A 26,283-nucleotide genomic window follows, 5' to 3' on the forward strand; every position below is an offset into this window, starting at 1 on the left:
GGCGGGGCCCGTCCGGGCCCTGGGGCCGTCCGGCGGGGCGGTGTGCCCGGCCCACCGGACTGCCGCTAAGCGGTCTCGGGGCAGCCGCACGAGGTGCGGTGCACGAAGGCGCACGGCAGTCGGACGGTGCGCGGCGGCCGGTGCGGGTCGTCCAGCCGCTCCAGCAGCAGCCGGACCGCCGCCGCGCCGAGTTCCTTGCTGGGCTGGGCGATCGCGGTCAGCCGCGGGGTGAAGAGGTCCGCCCAGGAGAAGTCGTCGAAGCAGGCCAGGGCGATGTCCCGGGGCACCTCCAGGCCCAGGTCGCGCAGCGCCTGGAGGGCGCCGATGGTCATCGCGTTGTTGGCGGTGATGATCGCGGTGGGCGGCTCCGGCGCGGCGAGCAGGTGCCGGGTGGCGTCCTGGGCGCCCTCCGCCTCGGAGTTGCCGCCGGCCAACAGCTCGGGCGTGAACGGCAGTCCGCGGGCGCGCAGCCCCTCGCGGTAGCCCTGGACCCGCTCGGTGGTGGTGCTGAGCCCGGGCAGCCCCGCCACCAGGCCGATCCGGGTGTGGCCCGCGTCGGCCAGGTGCTCGACGAGTCGGCGGACCGGACCGGCGCTCTCCGCGCAGACCTGGTCGAAGCCGTCGCCGACCAGCCGGTCGAGAAAGACCGTAGGAACCTGACGCTTCGTCACATAGTCGACCATCTCGGCCGGCTCCGCGGACGGCGCGACGATCATGCCGTCCACCCGCCGCTCGTGCAGCAGCTGGACGACCTTGCGCTCGTGCCGCGGATCGTCGTGCGGATCGGCGATCAGCAGGCTGTATCCGGCCTCCAGCGCGCCGGCCTCCACGCCCTGGAGGATCTCGGTGAAGTACGGGTTGCTGATCGCCGAGACCGCCAGGCCGATGGAGCGGGTGCGGGAGGTGACCAGCGAGCGGGCGAGGGTGTTGTGGGTGTAGCCGAGCTCCTCGATGGCGGCCAGCACCGCGGCCCGGGTGTCCGGACGCACCGGCCGGGTGTCGTTCACCACGTGCGAGACCGTGGCGACCGAGACGCCCGCGCGCCGTGCCACATCCACCATCGTCGTCATCCGGCTCTTTCCTCCCCGCCGCCCCGGTGCTCAGTGCGCCGGCTCCCGGCGGTCGGCCTCCGTGCCCGTCCGCCGCAGTCCATCACAGTACGTCCGCCGAAGGCCAAACGTAAACGCTTGCGTAAGCGTTTACGTTATGGCGGTTCTTCTGTAGTGTCCCCGCCATCGCAATCCGCACGACGTCGTGAGGAGGCGCCGATGCGCGCTCTCGTGGTCACCGCACCGGGCCCCCGGGGCACCGCCGCTGTCACCGAACTGCCCGATCCCCGCCCGGAGCCCGACGAGGTGGTCGTCCGCGTCACCTCCTGCGGGCTGTGCGGCACCGACATGCACGTCCTCGGCGGCGAGTTGCCGGTCGTCGGCTACCCGCTGGTCCCCGGCCACGAGCTGACCGGCGAGATCGTCGCGGTGGGCTCGGCGGTGCGGGACCGGGCGGTCGGCGAGCGGGTCGCGGTCGACCCCAACATGCCGTGCGGCGCCTGCCACTACTGCCGGATCGGCCGCGGCAACCTCTGCGAGGACTACACCGCGATCGGCGTCACCCGGGCCGGCGGCTTCGCCGAACTGGTCGCCGTCCCGGCCCGCTGCTGCTACGTCCTGCCGGCCCACCTCTCGGAGGCCGCCGCCGGACTCGTCGAGCCGCTGTCCTGCGCCGTGCACGGCCTCAACCGGCTGCCGCGCCGCCCCGGCGAGCACTACCTGATCTACGGGGCGGGCACCATGGGCCTGATGATGGCCGCGCTGGTGCGGACCGCGGGCGCCGCCTCGGTCTCCGTCGTGGACCCCAACGAGGAACGGCTGGCGTTCGCCCGGTCCTTCGGCGTGGACGCGGCGGTGACCGGTGCCGACGCCCTCGACCGGACCCCCGGTTTCGAGGTGGTGATCGACGCGACCGGGGTGATCGCGGCCATCGAGGACGGTCTGGGCCGGGTGCGCCGCGGTGGCACCTTCCTCCAGTTCGGCGTCGCCGACCCGGCCCGCGGCGCGTCCTTCTCGCCGTACCGCGTCTACAGCCAGGAGATCGACATCATCGGCTCGATGGCGGTGCACAACAGCTTCCAGCCGGCCGTCGACCTGCTGGCCGCCGGCCTCGATCTGGACCCGCTGGTCTCCGACGTCTACGGGCTGGACGACTTCGACGAGGCGGTGGCCCGCTTCCGGGCCGGCACCGGCCGCAAGATCCACATCGCCCCGCAGAAGGGCTGAGCGCCGTGCCCGCATCCGTCAAGGCTGTGCCCGCATCCTTCAAGAACGTGCTGATCTGGGTCTTCGGCGCCCTCGGGGGCATCCTCTGGGGCTACGACACCGGTGTCATCTCCGGCGCCATGCTCTTCCTCAAGCGCGATATCGCGCTCACCCCGCTCCTGGAGGGGCTGGTGGTCTCCGGCCTCCTCGTAGGGGCGATGCTCGGCGCCGGCCTCTCGGGGCGGCTCTCCGACTCCTGGGGGCGCCGCCGATTGATCCTGGTCGCCTCCGGGGTCTTCATCCTCGGCACCCTCGGCGCGGCCTGCGCCACCGGGGCCGCCGCGCTGATCGCGTTCCGCTTCGTGATCGGGGTCGGCGTGGGCATCGCCTCCGTCGTCGTCCCGCTCTACCTCACCGAGCTTGCGCCCAAGCACCTGCGCGGCGGGCTCACCTCGCTGATGCAACTGCTGGTGACGGTCGGCATCTTCGTCGCCTACGTCACCGACTACCTGCTCGCCGACTCCGGGGCCTGGCGCTGGATGATCGGCCTGGGCGTGGTCCCGGCCGCGGTGCTGGCGCTGGGCATCCTCACCCAGCCGGAGAGCCCGCGCTGGCTGGTGGGCAAGGGCCGGGGCGGACAGGCCCGCGAGGTGCTGACGCGGCTGCGCGGGGACGCCGCGGCGGCGGGCGAGGAACTGGCCGAGATCGAGCGGACCGAGCGCGCCGAACGGGAGGCCGGCGAGCCGCTGAGCCTGCGCCGGCTGCTGTCGCCGCAGCTGCGGCCGGTGTTCACGGTCGGGATGCTGCTGGTGTTCTTCCAGAACTTCGTCGGCATCAACACGATCATCTACTACGCACCGACCCTGCTCACCGACATCGGTTTCGGGTCCGGCGGCGCCATCCTCGCCAACGTCGGCATCGGCCTGCTCAACATGCTGATGACGCTGCCGGCGATGCGGCTGATCGACCGCCGGGGCCGCAAGCCGCTGCTGCGGATCGGGGCGCTGGGCATGTGCGCGGCCATGGTGGTGCTGGCCGCCACCAACCTCTCCGGGCTCGGCTACGGCGCGCTGCTCTCCACCCTGACGCTGCTGGGCATCGCGCTCTACATCGCCTCGTTCGCGGTCTCCTGGGGGCCGGTGCAGTGGGTGATGCTGCCGGAGCTGTTCCCGATGCGGATCCGGGCCGCCGCGGTCAGCCTGTGCGTGCTGTTCAACTGGCTGTTCAACATGGTCGTGGCGCTGGTCTTCCCCTCCCTGCTGCACTCCTGGGGCGCCGGGGTCAACTTCCTCTTCTTCGCCGGTACGACGCTGCTGGCGTATCTCTTCGTCCAGCGGCTGCTGCCGGAGACCAAGGGCCGCAGCCTGGAGGAGATCGAGGCGGAGCTGCTCCGGGGCGGGCAGGACCGCCGTCCGGCCGAGCGGACCGCCCCGGTATCGTCGGGGGCCGACGTCGCCCACTGACCAGGAGGTTCCCCATGAGTGCGTCCCCGGACCGCCGGACCGTGCTGCGCGGGGCCGCGCTCGCCGGCATCGCGTGCTTCGGAGCCGCCGGCTGCGCCGCGGGGGAGCAGGGGTCGGGCGCCCGGCCGTCCTCGGACGCGCCGGTCGAGCTGGGCCCGGCCGCGGAGGTGCCGGTCGGCGGCGCCAAGCTCTACGCCGCGCAGCGCCTGCTGGTCTCGCAGCCCACCAAGGGCGCGTTCAAGTGCTTCAGCGCCGTATGCACGCACATGGGCGGGACGCTGGACAAGATCGAGAAGGGCCAGGCCGTCTGCCCCCTGCACGGCAGCCACTTCGAGGTGGCCACCGGCAAGGTCGCCCAGGGCCCGGCGTCCAGCCCCCTGGAGGAGGTCCCGGTCAAGGTCGAGGGCGGCAAGCTGGTCGCGGGCTGAGCCGTCGCCCCGTTCACCCCCAGTCCCAGGCGATCCCCAGGATTCCGGGCCGCACCCCCTGCTCGACCACGTGCACCGCGTGGTGCCGGCCGCTCAGCGTCAGCTCCTGGCGGCCGGCGCGCGGGGCGCCGGCCGACGCCTGGGTGAAGCGGTAGCAGCGCACCGGCAGCGCCGCGTCGTCGAACCGCACCTGGAGGACGTACTGGCCGCCGGCGAAGCTGAAGCCGCGTACGTACTCGGCGCTGGGGCCGCCGCTGCCGTCCTCGAAGGCGTAGCCGAAGACGTGGGTGTCGCCGGCCCGCAGCCGGGTGTCGAAGAGCAGCTCGGCGACGATCACGCCGTTCGCCGCGTCCCCGCGGACCCGTCCCAGCCGGCAGTTCTCCATGGCCCGCACCCGCACCCGGGACGGGTCGCAGCCCGGGTCGCCCCGGTGGATGGCGACATAGCGGTCCACCCCGTCCCGGTGGGCGCGCACCACCTGCAGCGACTCGCGTTCGCTCAGCTCGCGCCGGGCCCCGATCCGTACCCGCTCGTGGTGGCCGACGGTGTGCACCCCGCCGTCCGCGGGGGTCTCCAACTCGGCGAACAGCTGTTGCAGGCAGTCGGCCGGGGCCACCAGGGAGCGGTACGAGCGGGCCGGTGGCCGCTCGGTCTCCGGGCGGGCGCCGCCCTCGGGCACCAGGAGCCGGTGCAGCGACCGGTCGGGCAGGCCGAGGACGTCCTCCAGGGCGCGGACCGCGCGCAGCGACTCGGGGCGCTGGGGGCGCCGGGCCCCCTGTTGCCAGTAGCTCAGGCTGGTGACGCCGATGGTGATGCCGCGCTGGGCGAGCTTGTGCTGGACGCGGGTGAGGGCCAGCCCGCGGGCGGTGAGCGCGCTGCGCAGGGCGAGATGGAACGGGCCGGTCCGCAGCAGTTGGGCCAGTTCGGCCGAAACGTGAGGGTTTTGCGCGGTATCGGGAGTGTTCTGTGCCATTGCCTCAATCCTCCGGCGCGCGCGGTGAATGTTCACAACCGGAACGCACGGCGCGCGCTCTCCCTGCTCGTTCACTGCAGGACGCCGGGCACCAGCCGTTCACATCCGGGCCCGCTCGTCCACACCCCCATGTCACCTCGCATTGAAGCGTGTTGACCTGCCTGCGACAACACCTGATGCTCCTCAACAGCATCCGGATGCGCTCCTCTCCCCCCCTCACCCCTCACGGGAGGAACGCCATGCTCCACTCTCTGTTCGCCCCGCGCGGGCGCCGCAGATGGCTGTCGGCCGCGGCGCTGACCGTCGTGGCGCTGGCCGGGCTGCCCGGCGCCGCCAACGCCGCCCCGCAGTCGGCCAACCGCCTGAACATCACGATGCAGGCCCAGGAGAAGACCAACTGGTGCTGGGCCGGCTCGGGCAACACCATCGCGACCTGGTACGGCCGGAACTACAGCCAGAACCAGTTCTGCAACGCCGCATTCAACCGCCAACAGGGCACCACCTGCCCCAACAACCAGGCCACGCTGGGCAATGTGCAGAACGCACTCGACTGGATGGGCATCAATCCTGGCTCATATGTGACCGGTTGGCTCCGGTACAGCACCGTCCAGAACGAGATCAACGCCAACCGGCCCATCGAGACCCGCATCCAGTGGTCGTCCGGTGGCGGCCACATGCACGTCATCTACGGTTTCGACACGTCCCGCAACTGGGTGTACTGGGGCGACCCCTGGGCCACCAACAACCGTTACAACTGGGGCGACTTCGACAACTACGTGAACGGAAGCTCCTTCTCCTGGACCCACTCCCTCTACCAGATAGGAGCCTGAGGCATGACGAAGCGCATCGTCGTCCGCGCCGCCGCCACGGGCACCCTCGCCGCCGCCCTCCTGGCCCTCGCCCCGCACGCCGCCCTGGCCGCCGTGCCGGCCCCGCCCGCCCCGGCCCGCACCAGCGTGGCCGCCGCCCACGACGCGGCCGCCGACCCGGCGACCCTGGACACCCTGGCCCGCTTCTTCGCCGCCGCCCCGGGCAAGGACGGCAAGGGCGCCGCCGGACTCGCCGCCCCGGCCCGGACCGCCCCGCACGTCGAGGGCGCCACCGTCCCGGTCTACGTCCTCTCGCCCGACTTCGTCCGCGGCAGGGCCGACGCGCCCGTCGCCCGGCTGGAGTTCATGGCCACCAAGGCCGTCGCCGGCGACGGCCGCACGGCGTCGGTGTGGACCGCGCACCGCGGCGCGTCCTGGAAGGTCGTCAACATCGCCACCGGCGACGACGAGACCCGCTACGCCGCGGCCGGCGCCGGCCAGGGCGGCGGAACGGTTTTCCACGAGCCGCAGATCGACGCCTGGTACGTCCAGCGCGGCGACCGCGTGGAGCCGCTGGACGACGCGGCCCGCAAGGCCGTGGGCGCGCACGGCACCACCGTCGCCGCCTACCAGAAGCGGGTCGCCCACGACTACGGCGACAAGCTCCCGGGCTCCGCGTACGACAAGCGCGGCGAGGCCGGCGGCTTCGGGCCCGGCGCCGCACCGGCCGGCCCCGACACCGGCCGTGCCCCGCACCCGCTCGCCGCGGACGCGGCCGGCCCGGTGGACACCGCGGACACCACGGCCGACGACACCTTCCCGGTGGCCGCCGCCTCGACCGTCGCGGGGGCCGCCGCCGTGCTCGCCCTGGGCCTGTCGACCAGGGCGGCGGTGCGCCGGCGCCGCACCCGCTGACCGGACGCCCCACCGGAGCCCGTCCTTCCGCCCCTTCGCCGGGTGTCGGAGGGGCGGGCTCCGCCGCCTCGGCCCTGATTGTCGGTGGCGGTCAGTAGGGTGGAGGGCATGGCAGACCCCAGTAGCTACCGACCCAAGCCGGGACAGATCCCCGACTCGCCGGGGGTCTATAAATTCCGCGACGAGCACGGCCGGGTCATCTACGTAGGCAAGGCCAAGAGCCTGCGCCAGCGCCTGGCCAACTACTTCCAGGACCTGGCCGGTCTCCACCCGCGCACCCGCACGATGGTGACCACCGCCGCTTCGGTGGAGTGGACCGTGGTCTCCACCGAGGTCGAGGCGCTCCAGCTCGAATACAGCTGGATCAAGGAGTTCGACCCGCGGTTCAACGTCAAGTACCGCGACGACAAGAGCTATCCGTACCTCGCGGTGACCCTGGGCGAGGAGTTCCCCCGCGTCCAGGTGATGCGCGGCGCCAAGAAGAAGGGCGTGCGCTACTTCGGCCCCTACGCCCACGCCTGGGCCATCCGCGAGACCGTCGACCTGCTGCTGCGGGTCTTCCCCGTGCGGACCTGCTCCGCCGGCGTCTTCAAGCGCTCCGCCCAGATCGGCCGCCCCTGCCTGCTCGGCTACATCGGCAAGTGCTCCGCCCCCTGCGTCGGCCGGGTCTCCCCCGAGGAGCACCGCGAACTCGCCGAGGAGTTCTGCGACTTCATGGCCGGCCGCACCGGCGCCCACCTCCGCCGCCTGGAGCGTGGGATGCAGGAGGCCGCCGAGGAGATGGAGTACGAGCGCGCCGCCCGCCTGCGGGACGACATAGGCGCGCTCCGGCGCGCCATGGAGAAGAGCGCGGTGGTCCTCGCCGACGCCACCGACGCCGACCTGATCGCCCTCGCCGAGGACGAACTCGAAGCCGCCGTCCAGATCTTCCACGTCCGCGGCGGCCGGGTGCGCGGCCAGCGCGGCTGGGTCACCGACAAGGTCGAGGCGGTCACCACCGGCGATCTGGTCGAGCACGCCCTCCAGCAGCTCTACGGCGAGGAGCAGGGCGACGCGGTCCCCAAGGAGGTGCTGGTCCCGGCGCTGCCCGAGCCGGTGGAGCCGGTCGCCCAGTGGCTCACCCAGCGCCGCGGCTCCCAGGTCTCGCTGCGCATCCCCCAGCGAGGCGACAAGAAGGACCTGATGGCCACGGTCGAGCGCAACGCCCAGCAGGCGCTCGCGCTGCACAAGACCAGGCGCGCCTCGGACCTGACCACCCGCTCCCGCGCCCTGGAGGAGATCGCCCAGGCCCTCGACCTGGACACCGTCCCGCTGCGCATCGAGTGCTTCGACATCTCGCACCTCCAGGGGGAGGACGTCGTCGCCTCGATGGTGGTGTTCGAGGACGGCCTCGCCCGGAAGAGCGAATACCGCCGCTTCCAGATCAAGGGATTCGCCGGCCAGGACGATGTGCGCTCCATGCACGAGGTCATCGGCCGCCGCTTCAAGCGCTACCTCCAGGAGAAGCAGAAGTCGGGGGAGTGGACCGAGGAGCCCACCGAGGGCGTCGACGGAGCGGGGGCCGCCGGGGTGGCGGCCGCCACCGGGCCGGCCGCCGTCGCGGACCCCGCGGTGGACTCCGACGTCGACTCCACGGACCCCACCGACCGCCTCACCGACGAGGACGGCCGCCCCAAGCGCTTCGCCTACCCGCCCCAGCTGGTGGTCGTCGACGGCGGCGCCCCGCAGGTGGCGGCGGCCCGCCGGGCCATGGACGAACTGGGCATCGACGACGTCGCGGTCTGCGGCCTGGCCAAGCGCCTGGAGGAGGTCTGGCTGCCCGGTGAGGACGACCCGGTGGTGCTGCCGCGCAGCAGCGAGGGGCTCTACCTCCTCCAGCGGGTCCGCGACGAGGCGCACCGCTTCGCGATCACCTACCAGCGCAGCAAGCGCGGCAAGCGGCTGAAGTCCTCCCCGCTCGACGCCGTCCCCGGGCTCGGCGAGACCCGCCGCCAGGCGCTCCTGAAGCACTTCGGCTCGCTGAAGAAGCTGCGGGCCGCCACGGTGGAGGAGATCTGCCAGGTCCCGGGCGTCGGCCGGAAGACCGCCGAGACGGTCGCCGCGGCGCTGGCCACCGCGGCTCCGTCCGCCCCTGCGGTGAACACCGCCACAGGAGAGATCATTGAGGATGACGGGGCCCCACCGGCCGCGTTGTCAGCAGAACGGGGGCAGGACCGATGAGCACACCGCACGACACGCAGGAACCCGAGAGAGACGGTGCACAGGTGAGTACGGGCACGATGCGCGAAGCCGACCAGGGCGAGAGCGCCGCGATCCCCGAGCTGGTGATCATCTCCGGCATGTCCGGCGCCGGCCGCAGCACGGCGGCGAAGTGCCTGGAGGACCTCGGCTGGTTCGTCGTCGACAACATCCCGCCCGAGCTGATCCCGCCGATGGTCGAGCTGGGCGCCCGCTCGCAGGGCAACGTCGCCAAGATCGCCGTGGTCGTCGACGTCCGCGGTCGCCGCTTCTTCGCCAATCTCAAGGAGTCGCTGGCCACCCTCGACGCGCAGAACGTCAAGCGCCGCATCGTCTTCCTGGAGTCCTCCGACGAGGCCCTGGTGCGCCGCTTCGAGTCGGTCCGCCGCCCGCACCCCCTCCAGGGCGACGGCCGGATCGTCGACGGCATCGCCGCCGAACGCGACCTGCTGCGCGAACTGCGTGGCGACGCCGACCTGGTCATCGACACCTCCAGCCTCAACGTCCACGAACTCCGCGCCAAGCTCGACGCCCAGTTCGCCGGGGAGGAGGTCCCCGAGCTGCGCGCCACGGTCATGTCCTTCGGCTTCAAGTACGGCCTGCCGGTCGACGCCGACATGGTCATCGACTGCCGCTTCATCCCCAACCCGCACTGGGTCCCCGAGCTGCGCCCCTTCACGGGCCTGAACGACGAGGTCTCCAACTACGTCTTCAACCAGCCCGGTTCCAAGGAGTTCCTGGACGGCTACACCGAGCTGCTGCGGCTGGTCGCGGCCGGCTACCGCCGCGAGGGCAAGCGCTATGTGACGATCGCGGTCGGCTGCACCGGCGGCAAACACCGCAGCGTCGCGATGTCCGAGAAGCTGGCCCGCCGACTGGTCTCCGAGGGCGTCGAAACGGTCGTCGTGCACCGGGACATGGGGCGCGAGTGACCTCCCGTACACCGCGGCTGCGCCGGGTCCGCCGCTTCGTCCCCAGTGGCCGCGCGACGAGGGGCGCCACCCCCAAGGTGGTGGCGCTCGGCGGCGGCATGGGCCTGTCCGCCTCGCTCGCCGCGCTGCGCCGGATCACCCGTGACCTGACCGCCGTGGTCACCGTCGCCGACGACGGCGGCTCCAGCGGCCGGCTCCGCGACGAGCTGGGCGTGCTGCCCCCCGGCGACCTGCGCAAGGCGCTGGCCGCGCTGTGCGGCGACGACGACTGGGGCCAGACCTGGGCCCGGGTGATCCAGCACCGCTTCCAGAGCGAGGGCGAGCTGCACGACCACGCGGTGGGCAATCTGCTGATCGTCGCGCTGTGGGAGCAGCTCGGCGACCACGTCCAGGCCCTCGACCTGGTCGGCAAGCTGCTCGGCGCGCACGGCCGGGTGCTGCCCATGTCGGCGGTGCCGCTGGAACTCCAGGCCCAGGTCAAGGGGCTGGACAAGGATCACCCGGACGAGATCAGCACGGTCCGTGGCCAGGCCACGGTCGCCCTCACCCCCGGCGAGGTGCAGTCCGTCCACGTCGTCCCCGAGAACCCGCCGGCCGTCCCCGAGGCGGTCGCCGCGGTCCGCGACGCCGACTGGGTGGTGTTGGGTCCCGGTTCGTGGTTCTCCTCCGTCATCCCGCACCTGCTCGTGCCCGAGTTGCGCGAGGCCCTGGAGGAGACCCAGGCCCGGAAGGTGCTCTCGCTCAACCTCGCGCCCCAGCCGGGCGAAACCGAGGGGTTCTCCCCGCAGCGTCATTTGGAGGTTTTGGCCCGACACGCCCCTAAACTCGCCTTTGACGTGGTGCTGGCCGACGAGGCCGCGGTGCCCGACGTCGACAGTCTGACGGTTGCCGCCAAGCAACTGGTGGGCAGCGAGGTCGAGCTGGCTGCGGTCGCCGCACGCGGAGACGACGCCCGGTCCGCCGGGGGAGCCCCCGACCGGCACGATCCGGAACTGCTGGCAGCCGCGTACGACCGTATTTTTCGGATGCATGGAAGGATCGGCCCATGGCGATGACGGCTGCGGTGAAGGATGAGATCTCCCGGCTCCCCGTCACCCGGACCTGCTGCCGGAAGTCGGAGGTCTCGTCGATCCTGCGGTTCGCGGGTGGTCTGCACCTGGTCAGCGGCCGCATTGTGATCGAGGCGGAGCTCGACACGGGCATCGCCGCCCGCCGGCTCCGCAAGGACATCCTGGAGATCTTCGGGCACTCCTCCGACCTGGTGGTGATGGCCCCCGGCGGGCTGCGGCGCGGCAGCCGCTACGTCGTCCGGGTGGTGGCCGGCGGCGACCAGCTGGCCCGGCAGACCGGCCTGGTGGACGGCCGCGGGCGCCCGATCCGCGGCCTGCCCCCGCAGGTGGTCTCCGGCGCGACCTGTGACGCCGAGGCCGCCTGGCGCGGCGCCTTCCTGGCCCACGGCTCGCTGACCGAGCCCGGCCGCTCGTCCTCCCTGGAGGTCACCTGCCCCGGCCCCGAGGCCGCCCTCGCCCTGGTCGGCGCGGCCCGCCGGCTCGGCATCGGCGCCAAGGCCCGCGAGGTGCGCAGCGTCGATCGCGTGGTCGTCCGTGACGGTGACGCGATCGGTGCGCTGCTGACGCGGCTCGGCGCCCACGAGTCGGTGCTCGCCTGGGAGGAGCGGCGGATGCGTCGCGAGGTCCGGGCCACCGCCAACCGCCTCGCCAACTTCGACGACGCCAACCTCCGCCGCTCGGCGCGGGCCGCGGTCGCCGCCGGCGCCCGGGTCCAGCGCGCCCTGGAGATCCTCGGCGAGGAGGTCCCCGAGCACCTCGCCGCCGCCGGCCGGCTGCGCATGGAGCACAAGCAGGCGTCCCTGGAGGAGCTGGGCGCGCTCGCCGACCCGCCGCTCACCAAGGACGCGGTCGCGGGCCGGATCCGCCGTCTGCTGGCGATGGCCGACAAGCGGGCCCAGGACCTGGGCATCCCCGGCACCGAGTCCAACCTCACCGAGGAACTCGCGGACGGCATGGTCGGCTGAACCACGGCGGCCCTCCGCACGCACGCGCCCCCGGCACCCACACAGGGTGTCGGGGGCGCGTGCATGCGGGCGCCGTGCGGCGCCGCGCAGGGGCGGGCGTCAGAGGGGCTCGAAGCCGCTCACTTGAGCATCTTTGGGCGCCGATGTCAATGTCACGTACGTCTCTTCTAGGGGGTAGGGTCGTAGACGGTCGGGGACAGCCCATACAGCTCGCCGGTATCCAAAACCGGCGTACCAACGAGGAGATCGGTTCGTGACGATCCGCGTAGGCATCAACGGCTTTGGCCGTATCGGTCGCAACTACTTCCGCGCGCTCCTGGAGCAGGGCGCGGACATCGAGATCGTCGGTGTCAACGACCTGACCGACAATGCCACCCTGGTGCACCTGCTGAAGTACGACTCCATCCTGGGTCGTCTGAAGCAGGAGGTCAGCCACACCGACGACACGATCACTGTCGGCAACATGACCTTCAAGACGATGGCCGAGCGCGACCCGGCCGCCCTCCCCTGGGGCGAGCTCGGCGCCGACATCGTCATCGAGTCCACCGGCATCTTCACCAAGCGTGAGGACGCGGCCAAGCACCTGGCCGCCGGCGCGAAGAAGGTCCTCATCTCGGCTCCGGCCAAGAACGAGGACATCACCATCGTGATGGGCGTCAACCAGGAAAAGTACGACGCGGCCAACCACCACGTCATCTCCAACGCCTCCTGCACCACCAACTGCGTGGCGCCGATGGCGAAGGTCCTCGACGAGAACTTCGGCATCGTCAAGGGCATGATGACCACGGTCCACGCGTACACCAACGACCAGCGCATCCTGGACTTCCCGCACTCCGACCTGCGCCGCGCCCGCGCCGCCGCGGAGAACATCATCCCGACCTCGACCGGTGCCGCCAAGGCCACCGCCCTGGTCCTCCCGCAGCTCAAGGGCAAGCTGGACGGCATCGCCATGCGCGTCCCGGTCCCGACCGGCTCGGTCACCGACCTGGTCCTGGAGCTCGACCGCGAGGTCACCAAGGACGAGATCAACGGCGCCTTCCAGAAGGCCGCCGAGGGCCAGCTCAAGGGCATCCTCGAGTACACCGAGGACCCGATCGTCTCCTCCGACATCGTCAACTGGCCGGCCTCCTGCACCTTCGACTCGCAGCTCACGATGGTCCAGGGCAAGCAGGTCAAGGTCGTCGGCTGGTACGACAACGAGTGGGGCTACTCCAACCGCCTGGTGGACCTCACCGTGTTCGTCGGCGGCCAGCTCTGAGCCTGCCCGACATCGGGTACGGCACCGGAACGTGAAGACGGGGCTCGTAGGGCGCGGGAACGCGTCGTACGGGCCCCGTCCCATGACGGATAGAGTCCCTTGACGGACTACAACGGAGTCACTTCACATGAAGACGATCGACGATCTCGTCCAGGAAGGCGTTGCGGGGAAGCGGGTCTTCGTCCGCGCTGACCTCAACGTTCCCCTGGACGGCAGCACCATCACCGACGACGGCCGGATCCGCGCCGTCCAGCCGACCATCGCCAAGCTCGCCGCGTCCGGCGCCAAGGTGATCGTCGCCTCCCACCTGGGCCGTCCCAAGGGCGCCCCGGACCCCGCCTTCTCGCTGGCCCCGGCGGCCCGGCGGCTCGGTGAACTCCTCGGTCAGGACGTGGCGTTCGCCACCGACACGGTCGGTGAGTCCGCCGCGTCCGTGGTCGCGGGTCTGGCCGACGGCGAGGTGGCCGTCCTGGAGAACCTCCGCTTCAACGCGGGCGAGACCAGCAAGGACGACGCCGAGCGCGGCGCCTTCGCCGACCAGCTCGCCGCGCTCGCCGACCTCTACGTCGGCGACGGCTTCGGTGCCGTGCACCGCAAGCACGCCTCGGTCTTCGACCTGCCCAAGCGGCTGCCGCACGCCGCCGGCGACCTGATCGCCACCGAGGTCGGCGTGCTGAAGAAGCTCACCGAGGAAGTCCGGCGCCCCTACGTGGTGGTGCTCGGTGGCGCCAAGGTCTCCGACAAGCTCGGCGTCATCGACAACCTGCTCAAGAAGGCCGACCGCATCCTGATCGGCGGCGGCATGGCGTACACCTTCCTGGCGGCCAAGGGCCACGAGGTCGGCATCTCGCTGCTGCAGAAGGACCAGATCCCGGTCTGCCTGGAATACCTGGCGGAGGCCGAGAAGCGCGGCGTGGAGTTCGTGCTCCCCGTCGACGTCCTGGTGTCGGCCGACTTCCCGGACCTGAAGACCAAGGCCCCGGCCAACCCCGAACTCGTCGCCGCGGACGCCATCCCGGCCGACAAGGAGGGCCTGGACATCGGCCCGAAGACCCGCGAGCTCTACGCCGCGAAGCTCGCCGACGCGGGCACCGTGTTCTGGAACGGCCCGATGGGCGTCTTCGAGCACCCCGACTACGCGAACGGCACCAAGGCCGTCGCCCAGGGGCTGCTGGACTCGGACGCCTTCACCGTCGTCGGCGGTGGTGACTCGGCCGCCGCGGTGCGCCTGCTCGGCTTCGACGAGAATGCTTTCGGCCACATTTCGACCGGCGGCGGCGCCAGCCTCGAGTACCTCGAGGGCAAGACGCTCCCCGGCCTCGCCGCTCTGGAGGACTGAACAACCGTGAGTGACCGCACCCCGCTGATGGCGGGCAACTGGAAGATGAACCTCAACCACCTCGAGGCCATCGCACACGTCCAGAAGCTCGCCTTCGCCCTCAACGACAAGGACTTCGACCAGGTGGAGGTAGCGGTCCTGCCGCCCTTCACCGACCTGCGCTCGGTGCAGACCCTCGTCGACGGCGACAAGCTCAAGATCAAGTACGGCGCCCAGGACCTGTCGGCGCACGACTCCGGCGCCTACACCGGCGAGATCTCCGGCGCCATGCTGGCCAAGCTCAAGTGCGCCTACGTGGCCGTCGGCCACAGCGAGCGCCGCCAGTACCACGGCGAGGACGAGGAGATCTGCAACGCCAAGGTCAAGGCCGCGTTCCAGCACGGCCTGACCCCGATCCTGTGCGTCGGCGAGGGCCTGGACGTCCGCAAGGCCGGCAACCAGGTCGCGCACACCCTCGCCCAGGTCGACGGCGGCCTGAAGGACGTCCCGGCCGAGCAGGCCGAGACGATCGTGATCGCCTACGAGCCGGTGTGGGCCATCGGCACCGGCGAGGTCGCCACGCCCGAGGACGCGCAGGAGGTCTGCGGTGCCATCCGCGGCCGCCTCGCCGAGCTCTACAGCCAGGAGCTGGCCGACAAGGTCCGCATCCAGTACGGCGGCTCGGTCAAGTCCGGCAACGTCGCGGCGATCATGGCGCAGCCGGACGTCGACGGCGCCCTGGTCGGCGGCGCTGCCCTGGACGCGGACGAATTCGTGAAGATCGTCCGTTTCCGCGATCAGTAGCAGCTATGACGACGGGCCCGGCCCGTCGTACCCTGTCGGGGCCGGGTCCGGTGTCGTGCGCACCGCCCGGCCCCGCACCGTCCGGCCCCGTCGGCCGGTCGGCACGTTCCGTCCGAAAGTCCTCAGAGAGTTGGTCCAGCCGTGGTCATCGGTTTCTCGATCGCCCTCATCGTCTTCAGCGTGCTGCTGATGATGCTGGTGCTCATGCACAAGGGGAAGGGCGGCGGTCTGTCCGACATGTTCGGCGGCGGCATGCAGTCCTCGGTCGGCGGCTCCTCGGTCGCCGAGCGCAACCTCGACCGCATCACCATCGTGATCGGTCTGCTGTGGTTCGCCTGCATCGTGGTGCTCGGCATCCTGGTCAAGCTCGGCAGCTGACACGGCGTCGGGGGCGCGGCCTATCATGAAGGCAGCGTCCCGGGACGGTAACTCGTGTCACTGGACGCGCGTTGGGCCTTACGTAGACTGGGGCGCCCGCAGCGCAGTCGCTGTGAGAGGCACGCGGCACCATTACGCAGGGAGTTACGACCGTGGCAAGTGGCAACGCGATCCGAGGAAGTCGGGTCGGGGCGGGGCCGATGGGGGAGGCCGAGCGCGGCGAGTCCGCGCCGCGCATCCGCATCTCCTTCTGGTGCTCCAACGGGCACGAGACGCAGCCCAGCTTCGCCGGCGATGCCCAGGTGCCGGACACCTGGGACTGCCCCCGCTGTGGTTTTCCGGCCGGCAAGGACCGGGACAGCCCGCCGGACCCGCCGCGCACCGAGCCGTACAAGACGCACCTCGCCTACGTCCGGGAGCGCCGCAGCGACGCCGACGGCGAGGCGATCCTGGCCGAGGCGCTCGCCAAGCTCCGCGGCGAGATCTGACGGAACCGCACCGCACGATCACCTCGCTCGACATCACCGGCCCGGCCGGGAGGGACACCGCGTCCTTCCCGTCGGGCCGTTCGCGTTCCCCGGCCGCGTCCCACGGCATCTGAGGAGCGGGATGGGGAGGTTGCCCCAGGCCCGCTGTCAGTGGCCGACCGTACGGTGGGCACGAGGCGGATCCCGCTCCGGGGGATGCGCGGTACGGGGGCGGGGATGGCGCGTACGGACGTGGGCGGTGCGACGGGAGTCGGCGTGTTCGGCCCGCGCGGCGGGTTCGGGCGGCTGTGGTCCGCCGCGGTGGTCTCCCGCTTCGGCGACGCGCTCAGGGGCACCGCCCTCCCGCTGCTCGCCCATGCGTTGACGGCCGATCCGCTGCTGATCGCGCTGGTCACCGCCTGCGGCTTCGCGCCGTGGCTGCTCTTCGGACTGCTCGGCGGCGCGGTCGCCGACCGGGTGGACCAGCGGCGCGCGATGTGGGCGGTCGATGTGCTGCGCGGGCTGTTGATGGGTGGCTTCGCCCTGGCGGTGGCGGCCGGCGCGGCCGGCATCGGGCTGCTGCTGGCGCTGGCCTTCGCGCTCACCACCCTCCAGACGCTCTTCGACAACGCCGCCACGGCCCTGCTGCCGGCGGTGGTGCCCAGAGAGGCGCTGACCTCCGCCAACGCCCGTCTGATGACCGGCCAGGAGGTCGTCGGCCGGTTCGTCGGGGGACCGGTGGCGCCCCTGCTCATCGGGGTGGGCCTCGCGCTGCCCTTCGCGGTCGACGCGGCGACGTATCTGATCGCCGCCGCCCTGGTGGCCTCGCTGCGCACCGGCGCCCCGCCCCGCCCGCCGGCCGACTCCGGGCGCACCCTGCGGCGGGAAATCGCCGAGGGCATACGGGCGTTGTGGGGCGACCGGGTGCTGCGCGGCTTCTGCCTCTTGGTGGCGCTGGGCAACGTCGGCGTGGGCGCGCTGATCGCGGAGCTGGTCGTGGTCGTCAAGGACTGGCTGGGCGCCGGGGACTTCGGCTATGTCGCGGTGACGACGGGATACGGCGCCGGCACCGTGCTCGGCGGGCTGTTGGTCGGCCGGGTCGTCGCAGCGCTGGGCGGCCGGTTCCGCACCCTGCTGCTCGCCGGAGTGGTACAGGCCGTGGTGCTGGTGGCGTTCGGCACGGTGCGCGCGCTGTGGCCCGCGGCCCTGGCGCTGGGCCTGTTCGGCTTCGCCGGCACGGTGTGGAACGTCCTGGAGACCACGCTGGTGCAGCAGCGCGCACCGGAGGCCATGCTGGGCCGGATCAGCTCCGCGTTCCGCACGGTCTCGATAGCCGGGACCCCGCTGGGGGCGCTGCTGGGCGGCGGGGCCGCGGCGGCCTGGGGGCCCAACTCCCCGGCGCTGGTGGCCGCCGCGCTGCTGGGGGTGGGCGCCGTGGTGCTGATACCGGTTGTTCGGGGCGGCGACAGCACCTCGTCCAACAGCGGACAGATACCTCATACCGCGCTCTGATCAATTAGGTTGGAGGGTGGCGGGGCCGCTAACGAGATGAAGAAGGCTGATGTCCGAATGAACGCAGAAGGCCGCGGCAGGCTCGACCAGATGCCTGAGTGGACCGCGTTGAGCAAGCACCGCGAGCAGATGGGGGAGGTGCATCTGCGCGAGCTGTTCGCCAAGGACCCCGGCCGCGCCGGGCGCTTCACCCTCCAGGTCGGCGATCTGCACCTGGACTACTCCAAGCACCTGGTCACCGACGAGACCCTGCGGCTGCTCCGCGAACTCGCCGCCGCGACCGACGTGGCCGGGCTGCGGGACGCGATGTTCCGCGGCGAGAAGATCAACATCACCGAGCACCGCTCGGTGCTGCACACCGCGCTGCGCGCACCGGGCTCGGCGGTCATCGCCACCGACGGGGAGAACGTCGTCCCCGCCGTGCAGCACGTCCTGACGCGGATGGGCACCTTCGCCGACCGGGTCCGCTCGGGCAACTGGAAGGGCCACACCGGCCGGCGGATCAAGACGGTCGTCAACATCGGTATCGGCGGCTCGGACCTGGGCCCGGCGATGGCGTACGAGGCGCTGCGCGCCTACACCCACCGGGACATGCAGTTCCGTTTCGTCTCCAACGTGGACGGCGCCGACCTGCACGAGGCGGTCCGCGATCTGGACCCCGCCGAGACGCTGTTCATCGTCGCCTCGAAGACCTTCACCACCATCGAGACGATCACCAACGCCACCTCCGCCCGCGACTGGCTGCTGAGCGGCCTCGGGGCCGGCCAGGAAGCCGTCACCAAGCACTTCGTGGCGCTGTCGACCAACTCCGAGAAGGTCTCCGAGTTCGGCATCGACACGGACAACATGTTCGAGTTCTGGGACTGGGTCGGCGGTCGCTACTCGTACGACTCCGCCATCGGTCTGTCGCTGATGATCGCGATCGGTCCGGAGCGGTTCCGCGAGATGCTGGCCGGCTTCCACCTGGTCGACGAGCACTTCCGGACCGCCCCGCCGGAGGAGAACGCCCCGCTGCTGCTGGGCCTGCTGGGCATCTGGTACGGCAACTTCTGGGACGCCCAGTCGCACGCCGTGCTGCCCTACAGCCACTACCTCTCCAAGTTCACCGCCTACCTCCAGCAGCTGGACATGGAGTCCAACGGCAAGTCCGTGGACCGCGAGGGCCGTCCGGTCGGCTGGCAGACCGGCCCGGTCGTCTGGGGCACCCCCGGCACCAACGGCCAGCACGCCTACTACCAGTTGCTCCACCAGGGCACCAAGATGATCCCGGCCGATCTGCTGGGCTTCGCACGCCCGGTCGAGGACCTCCAGCCGCATCTGGTCCCCCAGCACGACCTGCTGATGGCCAATCTCTTCGCGCAGGGCCAGGCGCTGGCGTTCGGCAAGACGGCGGACGAGGTGCGCGCCGAGGGCGTGGCCGAGGAACTGGTGCCGCACCGCACCTTCCAGGGCAACCACCCCACCACCACGATCCTGGCGTCGGAGCTCAGCCCGTCGGTGCTGGGCCAGTTGATCGCGCTCTACGAGCACAAGGTGTTCGTCCAGGGCGCGGTGTGGAACATCAACTCCTTCGACCAGTGGGGCGTCGAGCTGGGCAAGGTGCTCGCCAAGCGCGTCGAGCCGGCGCTCACCGAGACGTCGACTTCGGCCGCTGGCGCGGCGGGGGACGTGCCGGGCCTGGACGCCTCCACGGCCGGGCTGGTCGCCAAGTACCGTGAGCTGCGCGGACGTTGAGTCGAAGACGCCGACGGCCCCACCCCCGCGGGGGTGGGGCCGTCGGCGTGTGCGCGGCGCGCCGGTGGGGCCGGCGCGCCGTCCGGCTCAGGAGGACGCCGGGGGGTAGAGGTCGCGCGGCAACCGGGTTGCGGCGGCCTCGTCCAGCAGCCACAGCGTCCGGCTGCGACCGCGGGCGCCGGCCGCCGGGGCCTGCACCTCGCCGGCGCCGGAGAGCGCGATGGCCGCGGCGTTGGCCTTGTCCTCGCCGGCCGCCAGCAGCCAGACCTCCCGTGCCGCGCGGATCGCGGGCAGGGTCAGCGAGATCCGGGTGGGCGGCGGCTTGGGGGCACCGTGCACCCCGACCACCGTCCGCTCCTGCTCGTAGACGGCGGGGAGCTCGGGGAAGAGCGAGGCGACATGGGTGTCCGGGCCGACGCCCAGCAGCAGGACGTCGAAGGACGGCACCGCGCCGTGGTCCTCCGGGCCCGCGACGGCGGTGAGTTCGGCCGCGTACGCCTCGGCGGCGGCGTCCGCGTCATGACCGAACGGGCCGTCCGAGGGCGCCATCGGGTGCACCCGGTCCGGGTCCAGCGGGACGCTGTCCAGCAGCACCTCGCGGGCCTGGGTGTAGTTGCGCTCCGGGTTGCCGTCGGGCAGGAACCTTTCGTCCCCCCACCACAGATCCAGCCGGGACCAGTCGATCGCGTCCCGGGCGGGCGCCTCGGCCAGGGCCGCGAGCAGCCCGTTGCCGTTGCGCCCGCCGGTCAGCACGACGGAGGCGGAGCCGCGGGCCGACTGGGCATCGACGATCTTGGTGATCAGCCGGGCCGCGGCGGCCTTCGCCATCAGCTCCTTGTCGCGGTGGACGACGACCTGGGGTGTGCTCACTTGGCGGCTGCCTTCTTGGCGGGCGCCTTCTTCGCCGCCGGCTTGGCGGGCGCGTCCCCGGCCTGTGCCGCGGGCTGCCCGTCGGCGGCGGGCGTCCCGGCGCCCGGCAGCTGGAGCCGGTCCACGCCGTACTTCAGCGCGGCGGCGTAGATGTCGTCCGGGTCGAGCCGACGCAGCTCCTCGGCGAGCAGCTCGGCGGTCTCCCGGCGCTTGAGCGCCACCGCCCGGTCCGGTTGGCCGGGCATGGCGAGCGTGGCCAACGAGGCGTCCGGGCGGCCCAGGACGATCGTTCCGGCGGTGGTCTCCAGGCGCACCTCGGTGAGCCCGGGGCCGGGCGAGACGGTACGGGTCACCGGCACGTCCAACCGGCCGGCGAGCCACATGCCGAGCAACTCGCAGCTGGGGTTGAACTCCTCGCCCTCGACCACGGCCGAGGTCACCTTGCACGGCGACTGGTCGAGCGCCGCCGCCAGCATCGAGCGCCAGGGGGTGATCCGGGTCCAGGACAGGTCGGTGTCGCCGGGGGTGTAGGTGTCGGCGCGGCCGGTCAGCTCCGCGATGGGCTGCTCGGCGGCGTAGGCGTCGGTGACGCGGCGCTGGGCCAGCGCGCCGAGCGGGTCCTTGGCCGGGTTCAGCGGGGCGTTGACCGCCCACCAGACCACGACCGGGGCGTCCGGCAGCAGCAGCGGCAGCACCACGGACTGGGCGTGGTCGATCGCCTCACCGTACAGCCGCAGCAGCACCGTCTCGCCGGTGCCGGCGTCCGTGCCCACCCGCACCTCGGCGTCGAGCCGGGCCTTGGCGCGGTTGCGCGGCGTCCGGCTGACCCGCTTGATGACGACGAGGGTGCGCGAGGGGTGCTCGCGGGACGCGTCGTTGGCCGCCTTGAGGGCGTCGTAGGCGTTCTCCTCGTCGGTGACGATGACGAGGGTGAGCACCATGCCGATGGCCGGGGTACCGATGGCGCGGCGGCCCTGGACCAGTGCCTTGTTGATCGCGCTGGCCGTGGTTTCCGTCAGATCGATCTTCATGGCCGACGCCAGCTCCGTCCGTCTCGTGCGAGCATTTCGTCCGCCTCGATGGGGCCCCAGGTGCCCGACGGGTACTGTGCGGGCTTGCCGTGCTTGTCCCAGAACTCCTCGATCGGGTCGAGGATCTTCCAGGACAGCTCGACCTCCTCCAGCCGCGGGAAGAGGTTGGCGTCGCCGAGCAGCACATCGAGGATCAGCCGCTCGTACGCCTCGGGGCTGGACTCCGTGAAGGACTCGCCGTACGCGAAGTCCATCGACACGTCGCGCACCTCCATGGAGGTGCCGGGGACCTTGGAGCCGAACCGCACGGTCACGCCCTCGTCCGGCTGGACGCGGATGACCAGGGCGTTCTGCCCCAGCTCCTCGGTGGCGGTGTGGTCGAAGGGGGAGTGCGGAGCGCGCTGGAAGACCACCGCGATCTCGGTCACCCGACGGCCCAGGCGCTTGCCGGTCCGCAGGTAGAACGGGACGCCCGCCCAGCGGCGGTTGTCGATCCCCAGCTTGATCGCGGCGTAGGTGTCGGTCTTCGACTTGGCGTCGATGCCGTCTTCCTGGAGGTAGCCGACGACCTTCTCGCCGCCCTGCCAGCCCTCGGCGTACTGCGCCCGGACGGTCTCCTTGCCCAGGTCCCTGGGCAGCCGGACCGCGCCCAGCACCTTGGTCTTCTCCGCCACCAGCGCGTCCGCCTCGAAGGAGGCGGGCTCCTCCATGGCGGTCAGCGCGAGCAGCTGGAGGAGGTGGTTCTGGATGACGTCGCGGGCCGCGCCGATGCCGTCGTAGTAGCCGGCCCGGCCGCCGATGCCGATGTCCTCGGCCATCGTGATCTGCACGTGGTCGACGTAGGAGCGGTTCCACAGCGGCTCGAACATCGTGTTGGCGAACCGCAGCGCCAGGATGTTCTGGACCGTCTCCTTGCCCAGGTAGTGGTCGATCCGGAAGACCTCGTTGGGCGGGAAGACCTCGTGGACGATCTGGTTGAGCTCCTGGGCGCTCTTCAGGTCGTGGCCGAACGGCTTCTCGATGACCGCGCGGCGCCAGGAGCCTTCCTTCTGCTCGGCCAGCCCGTGCTTCTTGAGCTGCTGGACGACCTTGGGGAAGAACTTCGGCGGCACCGAGAGGTAGAAGGCGTAGTTGCCGCCGGTGCCCTGGGCCTTGTCGAGCTCGTTGATGGTGTCCTTGAGGGTCTCGAACGCCACGTCGTCGTCGAAGTTGCCTTGGACGAAGCGGCAGCCCTGGACCAGCTGCTGCCAGACCTCCTCGCGGAACGGGGTGCGCGAGTGCTGCTTGACAGCCTCGTACACCACCTGCGCGAAGTCCTCGTCCTCCCACTCGCGACGGGCGAAGCCGATCAGCGAGAAGCCCGGCGGCAGCAGACCCCGGTTCGCGAGGTCGTAGACCGCGGGCATCAGCTTTTTGCGTGACAAATCACCCGTGACGCCGAAGATGACCAGGCCCGACGGCCCCGCGATGCGCGGGAGCCGTCGGTCCGCGGCGTCACGGAGCGGGTTCGCTCCATGAACAGCGGTCAAGGGGATCAGCCCTCCGAGGGAGCGAGGCGCGCCAGCTCCGCCTCGGTCGACTTGAGCAGGTCGTTCCAGGACGCCTCGAACTTCTCCACGCCCTCGTCCTCCAGGAGCTGCACGACGTCGTCGTACGAGATCCCGAGCGCGCCGAGCGCGTCGAGGTCGGCCTGGGCGGCGGCGTAGGTGCCGCGCACCGTGTCGCCGGTGATCTCACCGCGGGCGGCGGTGGCCTCCAAGGTGGCCTCCGGCATGGTGTTGACCGTGCCCGGGGCGACCAGTTCGTCCACGTACAGGGTGTCCTTGTACGCGGGGTCCTTCACGCCGGTCGAGGCCCACAGCGGACGCTGCTTGTGGGCACCCGCCTTGTCGAGGGCGGCCCAGCGCGCGGAGGAGAAGACCTCCTCGTACGCCTGGTAGGCCAGGCGGGCGTTGGCGAGGGCGGCCTTGCCCTTGAGGGCCTTGGCCTCGTCGGTGCCGAGCTTCTCCAGGCGCTTGTCGATCTCGGAGTCCACGCGGGACACGAAGAACGACGCCACCGAGCGGATCTTGGACAGGTCCAGGCCCGCGGCCTTGGCCTTCTCCAGACCGGCGAGGTAGGCGTCCATCACCTCGCGGTAGCGCTCCAGCGAGAAGATCAGCGTGACGTTGACGCTGATGCCCAGGCCGATCACCTCGGTGATCGCCGGCAGACCCGCCTTGGTGGCCGGGATCTTGATCAGCGTGTTCGGGCGGTCCACCAGCCACGCGAGCTGCTTGGCCTCGGCGATGGTCGCCACGGTGTTGTGCGCCAGCCGCGGGTCGACCTCGATGGAGACCCGGCCGTCCTGGCCACCGGTGGCGTCGAAGACCGGGCGCAGCACGTCGGCGGCGTCCCGGACATCGGCCGTGGTGATCATGCGGATCGCCTCGTCCACGGTGACCTTGCGGGCCGCCAGGTCGGCCAGCTGCTGGCTGTAGCCGTCGCCCGAGGAGATCGCCTTCTGGAAGATCGAGGGGTTGGTGGTGACGCCGACGACGTGCTGCTGGTCGATCAGCTCGGCCAGGTTGCCGGACGTGATGCGCTTGCGCGACAGGTCGTCCAGCCAGATCGCCACGCCTTCGTCGGAGAGGCGCTTGAGTGCGTCTGTCATGGGTTCTGCATCTCCTACTTGTCGTATACGGGCGTCAGCGCGCGGCGTCGGCCAGCGATTCCCGGGCGGCGGCGGCCACCGCTTCGGGGGTGAAGCCGAACTCGCGGAAGAGGACCTTGGCGTCGGCGGAGGCACCGAAGTGCTCCAGCGACACGATCCGACCGGCGTCGCCGACGTAGCGGTGCCAGGTCAGCCCGATGCCCGCCTCCACGGCGACCCGGGCCTTCACGGACGGCGGCAGCACGCTGTCCTTGTACGCCTGGTCCTGCTCCTCGAACCACTCCACCGACGGCATCGACACCACGCGGGTCGGCACGCCCTCGGCCTGGAGCTGCTCGCGGGCCTCGACGGCCAGCTGCAGCTCGGAACCGGTGGCGATCAGCACGACCTGCGGCTCGCCGCCCTCGGCCTCGAAGCGGACGTAACCGCCCTTGGCGGTGTTCTCGTCGGCCTCGTACGTCGGCACGCCCTGACGGGTCAGCGCCAGGCCGTGCGGGGCGCCCACGCCGAACTCCTTCGTCCAGCGGCGCATGATCTCGCGCCAGGCGAGGGCGGTCTCGTTGGCGTCGGCCGGGCGCACGATGTTCAGGCCCGGGATGGCGCGCAGCGTGGCCAGGTGCTCGACCGGCTGGTGGGTCGGACCGTCCTCGCCCAGGCCGATGGAGTCGTGCGTCCACACGTACGTCACCGGCAGGTGCATCAGCGCGGACAGCCGGACGGCGTTGCGCATGTAGTCGGAGAACACCAGGAAGGTGCCGCCGTAGATGCGGGTGTTGCCGTGCAGCGCGATGCCGTTCATCTCCGCGGCCATGGAGTGCTCGCGGATGCCGAAGTGGATGGTGCGGCCGTACGGGTCGGCGCCCGGCAGCGGGTTGCCCTTCGGCAGGAACGACGAGGTCTTGTCGATCGTGGTGTTGTTCGACCCGGCGAGGTCGGCGGAGCCGCCCCACAGCTCGGGGATGACCGCGCCCAGCGCCTGCAGCACCTTGCCGGACGCGGCACGGGTGGCGACGGACTTGCCGGTCTCGAACGACGGGACGTGGTCCGTCCAGCCCTCGGGCAGCTCGCCCGCGGCGATCCGGTCGAACTCGGCGGCGCGCTCGGGGTTGGCGGTGCGCCAGGCGGCGAACGACTTCTCCCACTCGGCGCGGGCCTCGCGGCCGCGGTCCAGGGCGCCACGGGTGTGTGCCAGCACCTCGTCGGCCACCTCGAACGTCTGCTCCGGGTCGAAGCCCATGACGCGCTTGGTGGCGGCGATCTCCTCCTCGCCCAGCGCCGAGCCGTGCGCGGCCTCGGTGTTCTGGGCGTTCGGAGCCGGCCAGGCGATGATCGAGCGGGCCGCGATGAACGACGGGCGCTCGGTCTCGGCCTTGGCGGCCTCCAGGGCCTCGGCCAGACCGGCCGGGTCCAGGTCGCCGTTGGGCAGCTGCGCGACGCGCTGGACGTGCCAGCCGTACGCCTCGTAGCGCGCGCAGGTGTCCTCGGAGACCGCGGTCTCGGTGTCGCCCTCGATGGAGATGTGGTTGTCGTCCCACAGCATGACGAGGTTGCCGAGCTTCTGGTGGCCGGCCATGGAGGACGCCTCGGCGGCGATGCCCTCCTGGAGGCAGCCGTCACCGGCGATGACGTACACCATGTGGTCGAACGGGGAGGTGCCCGCCGCGGCCTCGGGGTCGAACAGGCCGCGCTCGTAGCGGGCCGCCATCGCCATGCCCACGGCGTTGGCGACACCCTGGCCCAGCGGGCCGGTGGTGGTCTCCACGCCGGTGGTGTGGCCGTACTCCGGGTGACCGGGGGTCTTCGAGCCCCAGGTGCGGAAGCTCTTCAGGTCGTCCAGCTCCAGGCCGAAACCGGCGAGGTAGAGCTGGATGTAGAGGGTCAGGCTGGAGTGGCCCGCGGAGAGGACGAACCGGTCCCGGCCGGTCCAGTCCGCATCGGCGGGGTCGTGCCGCATCAGCTTCTGGAAGAGAACGTAGGCGGCGGGCGCCAGGCTCATGGCCGTACCCGGATGGCCGTTACCGACCTTCTGCACGGAATCCATGGCCAGGACTCGGACGGTATCCACAGCCCGCTGGTCCAGTTCGGTCCACTCGAAAACTGTGGTGGTCGGCTTGGTGCTCACCCTGAGTCAGGGCTCCTCTCCACATGTCGAACGCGGACGGCATGTCCGCCCAGGCGGTGTCGAGCCTACCCCCGCGAATGCGCCCGCC

At 71.6% G+C, this 26,283-nt stretch carries 23 protein-coding genes; 16 read left to right on the top strand and 7 right to left on the bottom strand.

Features of this window, described 5'->3' with window-relative positions:
• Positions 1-65: 65 nt before the first annotated feature.
• Positions 66-1,070, bottom strand: coding sequence for a LacI family DNA-binding transcriptional regulator (locus SNOUR_RS29330; RefSeq protein WP_067352855.1), 1,005 nt, complete (start codon positions 1,068-1,070; stop codon positions 66-68).
• Positions 1,071-1,268: 198 nt separating this feature from the next.
• On the opposite strand from SNOUR_RS29330, the gene SNOUR_RS29335 reads away from it, so the two are divergent.
• Genes SNOUR_RS29335 through SNOUR_RS29345 form a run of 3 tightly spaced genes read left to right on the top strand, consistent with a single transcriptional unit; the run spans position 1,269 to position 4,146 of the window.
• Positions 1,269-2,276 carry a zinc-dependent alcohol dehydrogenase family protein gene (locus tag SNOUR_RS29335; protein WP_067352857.1) on the top strand — a complete coding sequence of 336 codons (1,008 nt, stop codon included), beginning with the start codon at positions 1,269-1,271 and terminating at the stop codon, positions 2,274-2,276.
• A 5-nt stretch (positions 2,277-2,281) separates the two neighbouring features.
• Positions 2,282-3,718, top strand: coding sequence for a sugar porter family MFS transporter (locus SNOUR_RS29340; RefSeq protein ID WP_312634149.1), 1,437 nt, complete (start codon positions 2,282-2,284; stop codon positions 3,716-3,718).
• 14 nt (positions 3,719-3,732) lie between these two features.
• Positions 3,733-4,146 carry a Rieske (2Fe-2S) protein gene (locus tag SNOUR_RS29345; RefSeq protein ID WP_067352861.1) on the top strand — a complete coding sequence of 138 codons (414 nt, stop codon included), beginning with the start codon at positions 3,733-3,735 and terminating at the stop codon, positions 4,144-4,146.
• 13 nt (positions 4,147-4,159) lie between these two features.
• Here the strand turns inward: SNOUR_RS29345 and SNOUR_RS29350 are convergent, their stop codons facing one another.
• On the bottom strand, positions 4,160-5,119 hold the full coding sequence (locus SNOUR_RS29350; RefSeq protein ID WP_067352864.1) for a hypothetical protein: 960 nt from the start codon (positions 5,117-5,119) through the stop codon (positions 4,160-4,162).
• A gap of 239 nt (positions 5,120-5,358) precedes the next feature.
• Here SNOUR_RS29350 and SNOUR_RS29355 point away from each other — a divergent pair, with 239 nt between their 5' ends.
• From SNOUR_RS29355 to pgi, 13 genes are all read left to right on the top strand, one after another.
• Positions 5,359-5,949, top strand: coding sequence for a papain-like cysteine protease family protein (locus SNOUR_RS29355; protein WP_067352866.1), 591 nt, complete (start codon positions 5,359-5,361; stop codon positions 5,947-5,949).
• 3 nt (positions 5,950-5,952) lie between these two features.
• Positions 5,953-6,843: a hypothetical protein gene (locus SNOUR_RS29360; protein ID WP_067352869.1), complete on the top strand. Its 891-nt coding sequence runs from the start codon at positions 5,953-5,955 to the stop codon at positions 6,841-6,843.
• A 108-nt stretch (positions 6,844-6,951) separates the two neighbouring features.
• Positions 6,952-9,063: an excinuclease ABC subunit UvrC gene (gene uvrC, locus SNOUR_RS29365; protein ID WP_067352872.1), complete on the top strand. Its 2,112-nt coding sequence runs from the start codon at positions 6,952-6,954 to the stop codon at positions 9,061-9,063.
• Positions 9,060-10,013: an RNase adapter RapZ gene (gene rapZ, locus SNOUR_RS29370; protein ID WP_286160284.1), complete on the top strand. Its 954-nt coding sequence runs from the start codon at positions 9,060-9,062 to the stop codon at positions 10,011-10,013. Before uvrC ends, rapZ begins: the two co-directional genes overlap by 4 nt.
• Entirely contained in the window at positions 10,010-11,068 is a 1,059-nt protein-coding gene (locus SNOUR_RS29375) for a gluconeogenesis factor YvcK family protein (RefSeq protein WP_067352874.1), read from the top strand. Before rapZ ends, SNOUR_RS29375 begins: the two co-directional genes overlap by 4 nt.
• Positions 11,059-12,048 (top strand): DNA-binding protein WhiA, encoded by a 990-nt coding sequence (whiA, locus tag SNOUR_RS29380; RefSeq protein ID WP_039637542.1) that lies wholly within the window; start codon positions 11,059-11,061, stop codon positions 12,046-12,048. Before SNOUR_RS29375 ends, whiA begins: the two co-directional genes overlap by 10 nt.
• Before the next feature lie 253 nt (positions 12,049-12,301).
• Positions 12,302-13,306 (top strand): type I glyceraldehyde-3-phosphate dehydrogenase, encoded by a 1,005-nt coding sequence (gene gap, locus SNOUR_RS29385; RefSeq protein ID WP_067352877.1) that lies wholly within the window; start codon positions 12,302-12,304, stop codon positions 13,304-13,306.
• 127 nt (positions 13,307-13,433) lie between these two features.
• On the top strand, positions 13,434-14,645 hold the full coding sequence (locus SNOUR_RS29390; RefSeq protein WP_067352879.1) for a phosphoglycerate kinase: 1,212 nt from the start codon (positions 13,434-13,436) through the stop codon (positions 14,643-14,645).
• Between the two features lie 6 nt (positions 14,646-14,651).
• Positions 14,652-15,428: a triose-phosphate isomerase gene (gene tpiA, locus SNOUR_RS29395; protein WP_039637545.1), complete on the top strand. Its 777-nt coding sequence runs from the start codon at positions 14,652-14,654 to the stop codon at positions 15,426-15,428.
• Between the two features lie 141 nt (positions 15,429-15,569).
• Positions 15,570-15,806: a preprotein translocase subunit SecG gene (gene secG / locus SNOUR_RS29400; RefSeq protein WP_039637546.1), complete on the top strand. Its 237-nt coding sequence runs from the start codon at positions 15,570-15,572 to the stop codon at positions 15,804-15,806.
• 152 nt (positions 15,807-15,958) lie between these two features.
• Positions 15,959-16,294 carry an RNA polymerase-binding protein RbpA gene (locus tag SNOUR_RS29405; protein ID WP_016578660.1) on the top strand — a complete coding sequence of 112 codons (336 nt, stop codon included), beginning with the start codon at positions 15,959-15,961 and terminating at the stop codon, positions 16,292-16,294.
• Positions 16,295-16,510: 216 nt separating this feature from the next.
• A complete protein-coding gene (locus tag SNOUR_RS29410; protein WP_067352882.1) occupies positions 16,511-17,785 on the top strand; it encodes an MFS transporter in 1,275 nt (424 codons plus the stop codon).
• A 57-nt stretch (positions 17,786-17,842) separates the two neighbouring features.
• Positions 17,843-19,519 (top strand): glucose-6-phosphate isomerase, encoded by a 1,677-nt coding sequence (gene pgi, locus SNOUR_RS29415; RefSeq protein WP_067352884.1) that lies wholly within the window; start codon positions 17,843-17,845, stop codon positions 19,517-19,519.
• A gap of 87 nt (positions 19,520-19,606) precedes the next feature.
• Here the strand turns inward: pgi and pgl are convergent, their stop codons facing one another.
• From pgl to tkt, 5 genes are read right to left on the bottom strand one after another with little or no spacing between them, the layout of a single operon-like run.
• Positions 19,607-20,389: a 6-phosphogluconolactonase gene (gene pgl / locus SNOUR_RS29420; RefSeq protein WP_067352887.1), complete on the bottom strand. Its 783-nt coding sequence runs from the start codon at positions 20,387-20,389 to the stop codon at positions 19,607-19,609.
• The gene (opcA, locus tag SNOUR_RS29425; RefSeq protein ID WP_067352889.1) at positions 20,386-21,420 is read right to left on the bottom strand and encodes a glucose-6-phosphate dehydrogenase assembly protein OpcA; all 1,035 of its coding nucleotides are present in this window, start codon (positions 21,418-21,420) and stop codon (positions 20,386-20,388) included. The genes pgl and opcA overlap by 4 nt, the downstream gene beginning before the upstream one ends.
• A complete protein-coding gene (zwf, locus tag SNOUR_RS29430; protein WP_067352890.1) occupies positions 21,417-22,949 on the bottom strand; it encodes a glucose-6-phosphate dehydrogenase in 1,533 nt (510 codons plus the stop codon). The genes opcA and zwf overlap by 4 nt, the downstream gene beginning before the upstream one ends.
• Before the next feature lie 5 nt (positions 22,950-22,954).
• Positions 22,955-24,073, bottom strand: a complete 1,119-nt coding sequence (tal, locus tag SNOUR_RS29435; protein ID WP_067352900.1) for a transaldolase — start codon at positions 24,071-24,073, stop codon at positions 22,955-22,957.
• A gap of 34 nt (positions 24,074-24,107) precedes the next feature.
• Positions 24,108-26,195 (bottom strand): transketolase, encoded by a 2,088-nt coding sequence (gene tkt, locus SNOUR_RS29440; protein WP_067352903.1) that lies wholly within the window; start codon positions 26,193-26,195, stop codon positions 24,108-24,110.
• Positions 26,196-26,283: the final 88 nt, after the last annotated feature.

Source organism: Streptomyces noursei ATCC 11455 (assembly GCF_001704275.1).
GTDB classification, from domain to species: Bacteria; Actinomycetota; Actinomycetes; order Streptomycetales; family Streptomycetaceae; genus Streptomyces; species Streptomyces noursei.

What these genes read in the sequence shown, in the direction of transcription:
- SNOUR_RS29355 (WP_067352866.1), top strand. Translation starts at nt 5,359, where the DNA reads ATGCTCCACTCTCTGTTCGCCCCGCGCGGGCGCCGCAGATGGCTGTCG.
- SNOUR_RS29360 (WP_067352869.1), top strand. Translation starts at nt 5,953, where the DNA reads ATGACGAAGCGCATCGTCGTCCGCGCCGCCGCCACGGGCACCCTCGCC.
- tal (WP_067352900.1), bottom strand. Translation starts at nt 24,073, where the DNA reads ATGACAGACGCACTCAAGCGCCTCTCCGACGAAGGCGTGGCGATCTGG.
- SNOUR_RS29330 (WP_067352855.1), bottom strand. Translation starts at nt 1,070, where the DNA reads ATGACGACGATGGTGGATGTGGCACGGCGCGCGGGCGTCTCGGTCGCC.
- pgi (WP_067352884.1), top strand. Translation starts at nt 17,843, where the DNA reads ATGAACGCAGAAGGCCGCGGCAGGCTCGACCAGATGCCTGAGTGGACC.
- SNOUR_RS29390 (WP_067352879.1), top strand. Translation starts at nt 13,434, where the DNA reads ATGAAGACGATCGACGATCTCGTCCAGGAAGGCGTTGCGGGGAAGCGG.
- opcA (WP_067352889.1), bottom strand. Translation starts at nt 21,420, where the DNA reads ATGAAGATCGATCTGACGGAAACCACGGCCAGCGCGATCAACAAGGCA.
- whiA (WP_039637542.1), top strand. Translation starts at nt 11,059, where the DNA reads ATGGCGATGACGGCTGCGGTGAAGGATGAGATCTCCCGGCTCCCCGTC.
- uvrC (WP_067352872.1), top strand. Translation starts at nt 6,952, where the DNA reads ATGGCAGACCCCAGTAGCTACCGACCCAAGCCGGGACAGATCCCCGAC.
- SNOUR_RS29410 (WP_067352882.1), top strand. Translation starts at nt 16,511, where the DNA reads ATGGCGCGTACGGACGTGGGCGGTGCGACGGGAGTCGGCGTGTTCGGC.
- rapZ (WP_286160284.1), top strand. Translation starts at nt 9,060, where the DNA reads ATGAGCACACCGCACGACACGCAGGAACCCGAGAGAGACGGTGCACAG.
- SNOUR_RS29335 (WP_067352857.1), top strand. Translation starts at nt 1,269, where the DNA reads ATGCGCGCTCTCGTGGTCACCGCACCGGGCCCCCGGGGCACCGCCGCT.
- SNOUR_RS29345 (WP_067352861.1), top strand. Translation starts at nt 3,733, where the DNA reads ATGAGTGCGTCCCCGGACCGCCGGACCGTGCTGCGCGGGGCCGCGCTC.
- SNOUR_RS29350 (WP_067352864.1), bottom strand. Translation starts at nt 5,119, where the DNA reads ATGGCACAGAACACTCCCGATACCGCGCAAAACCCTCACGTTTCGGCC.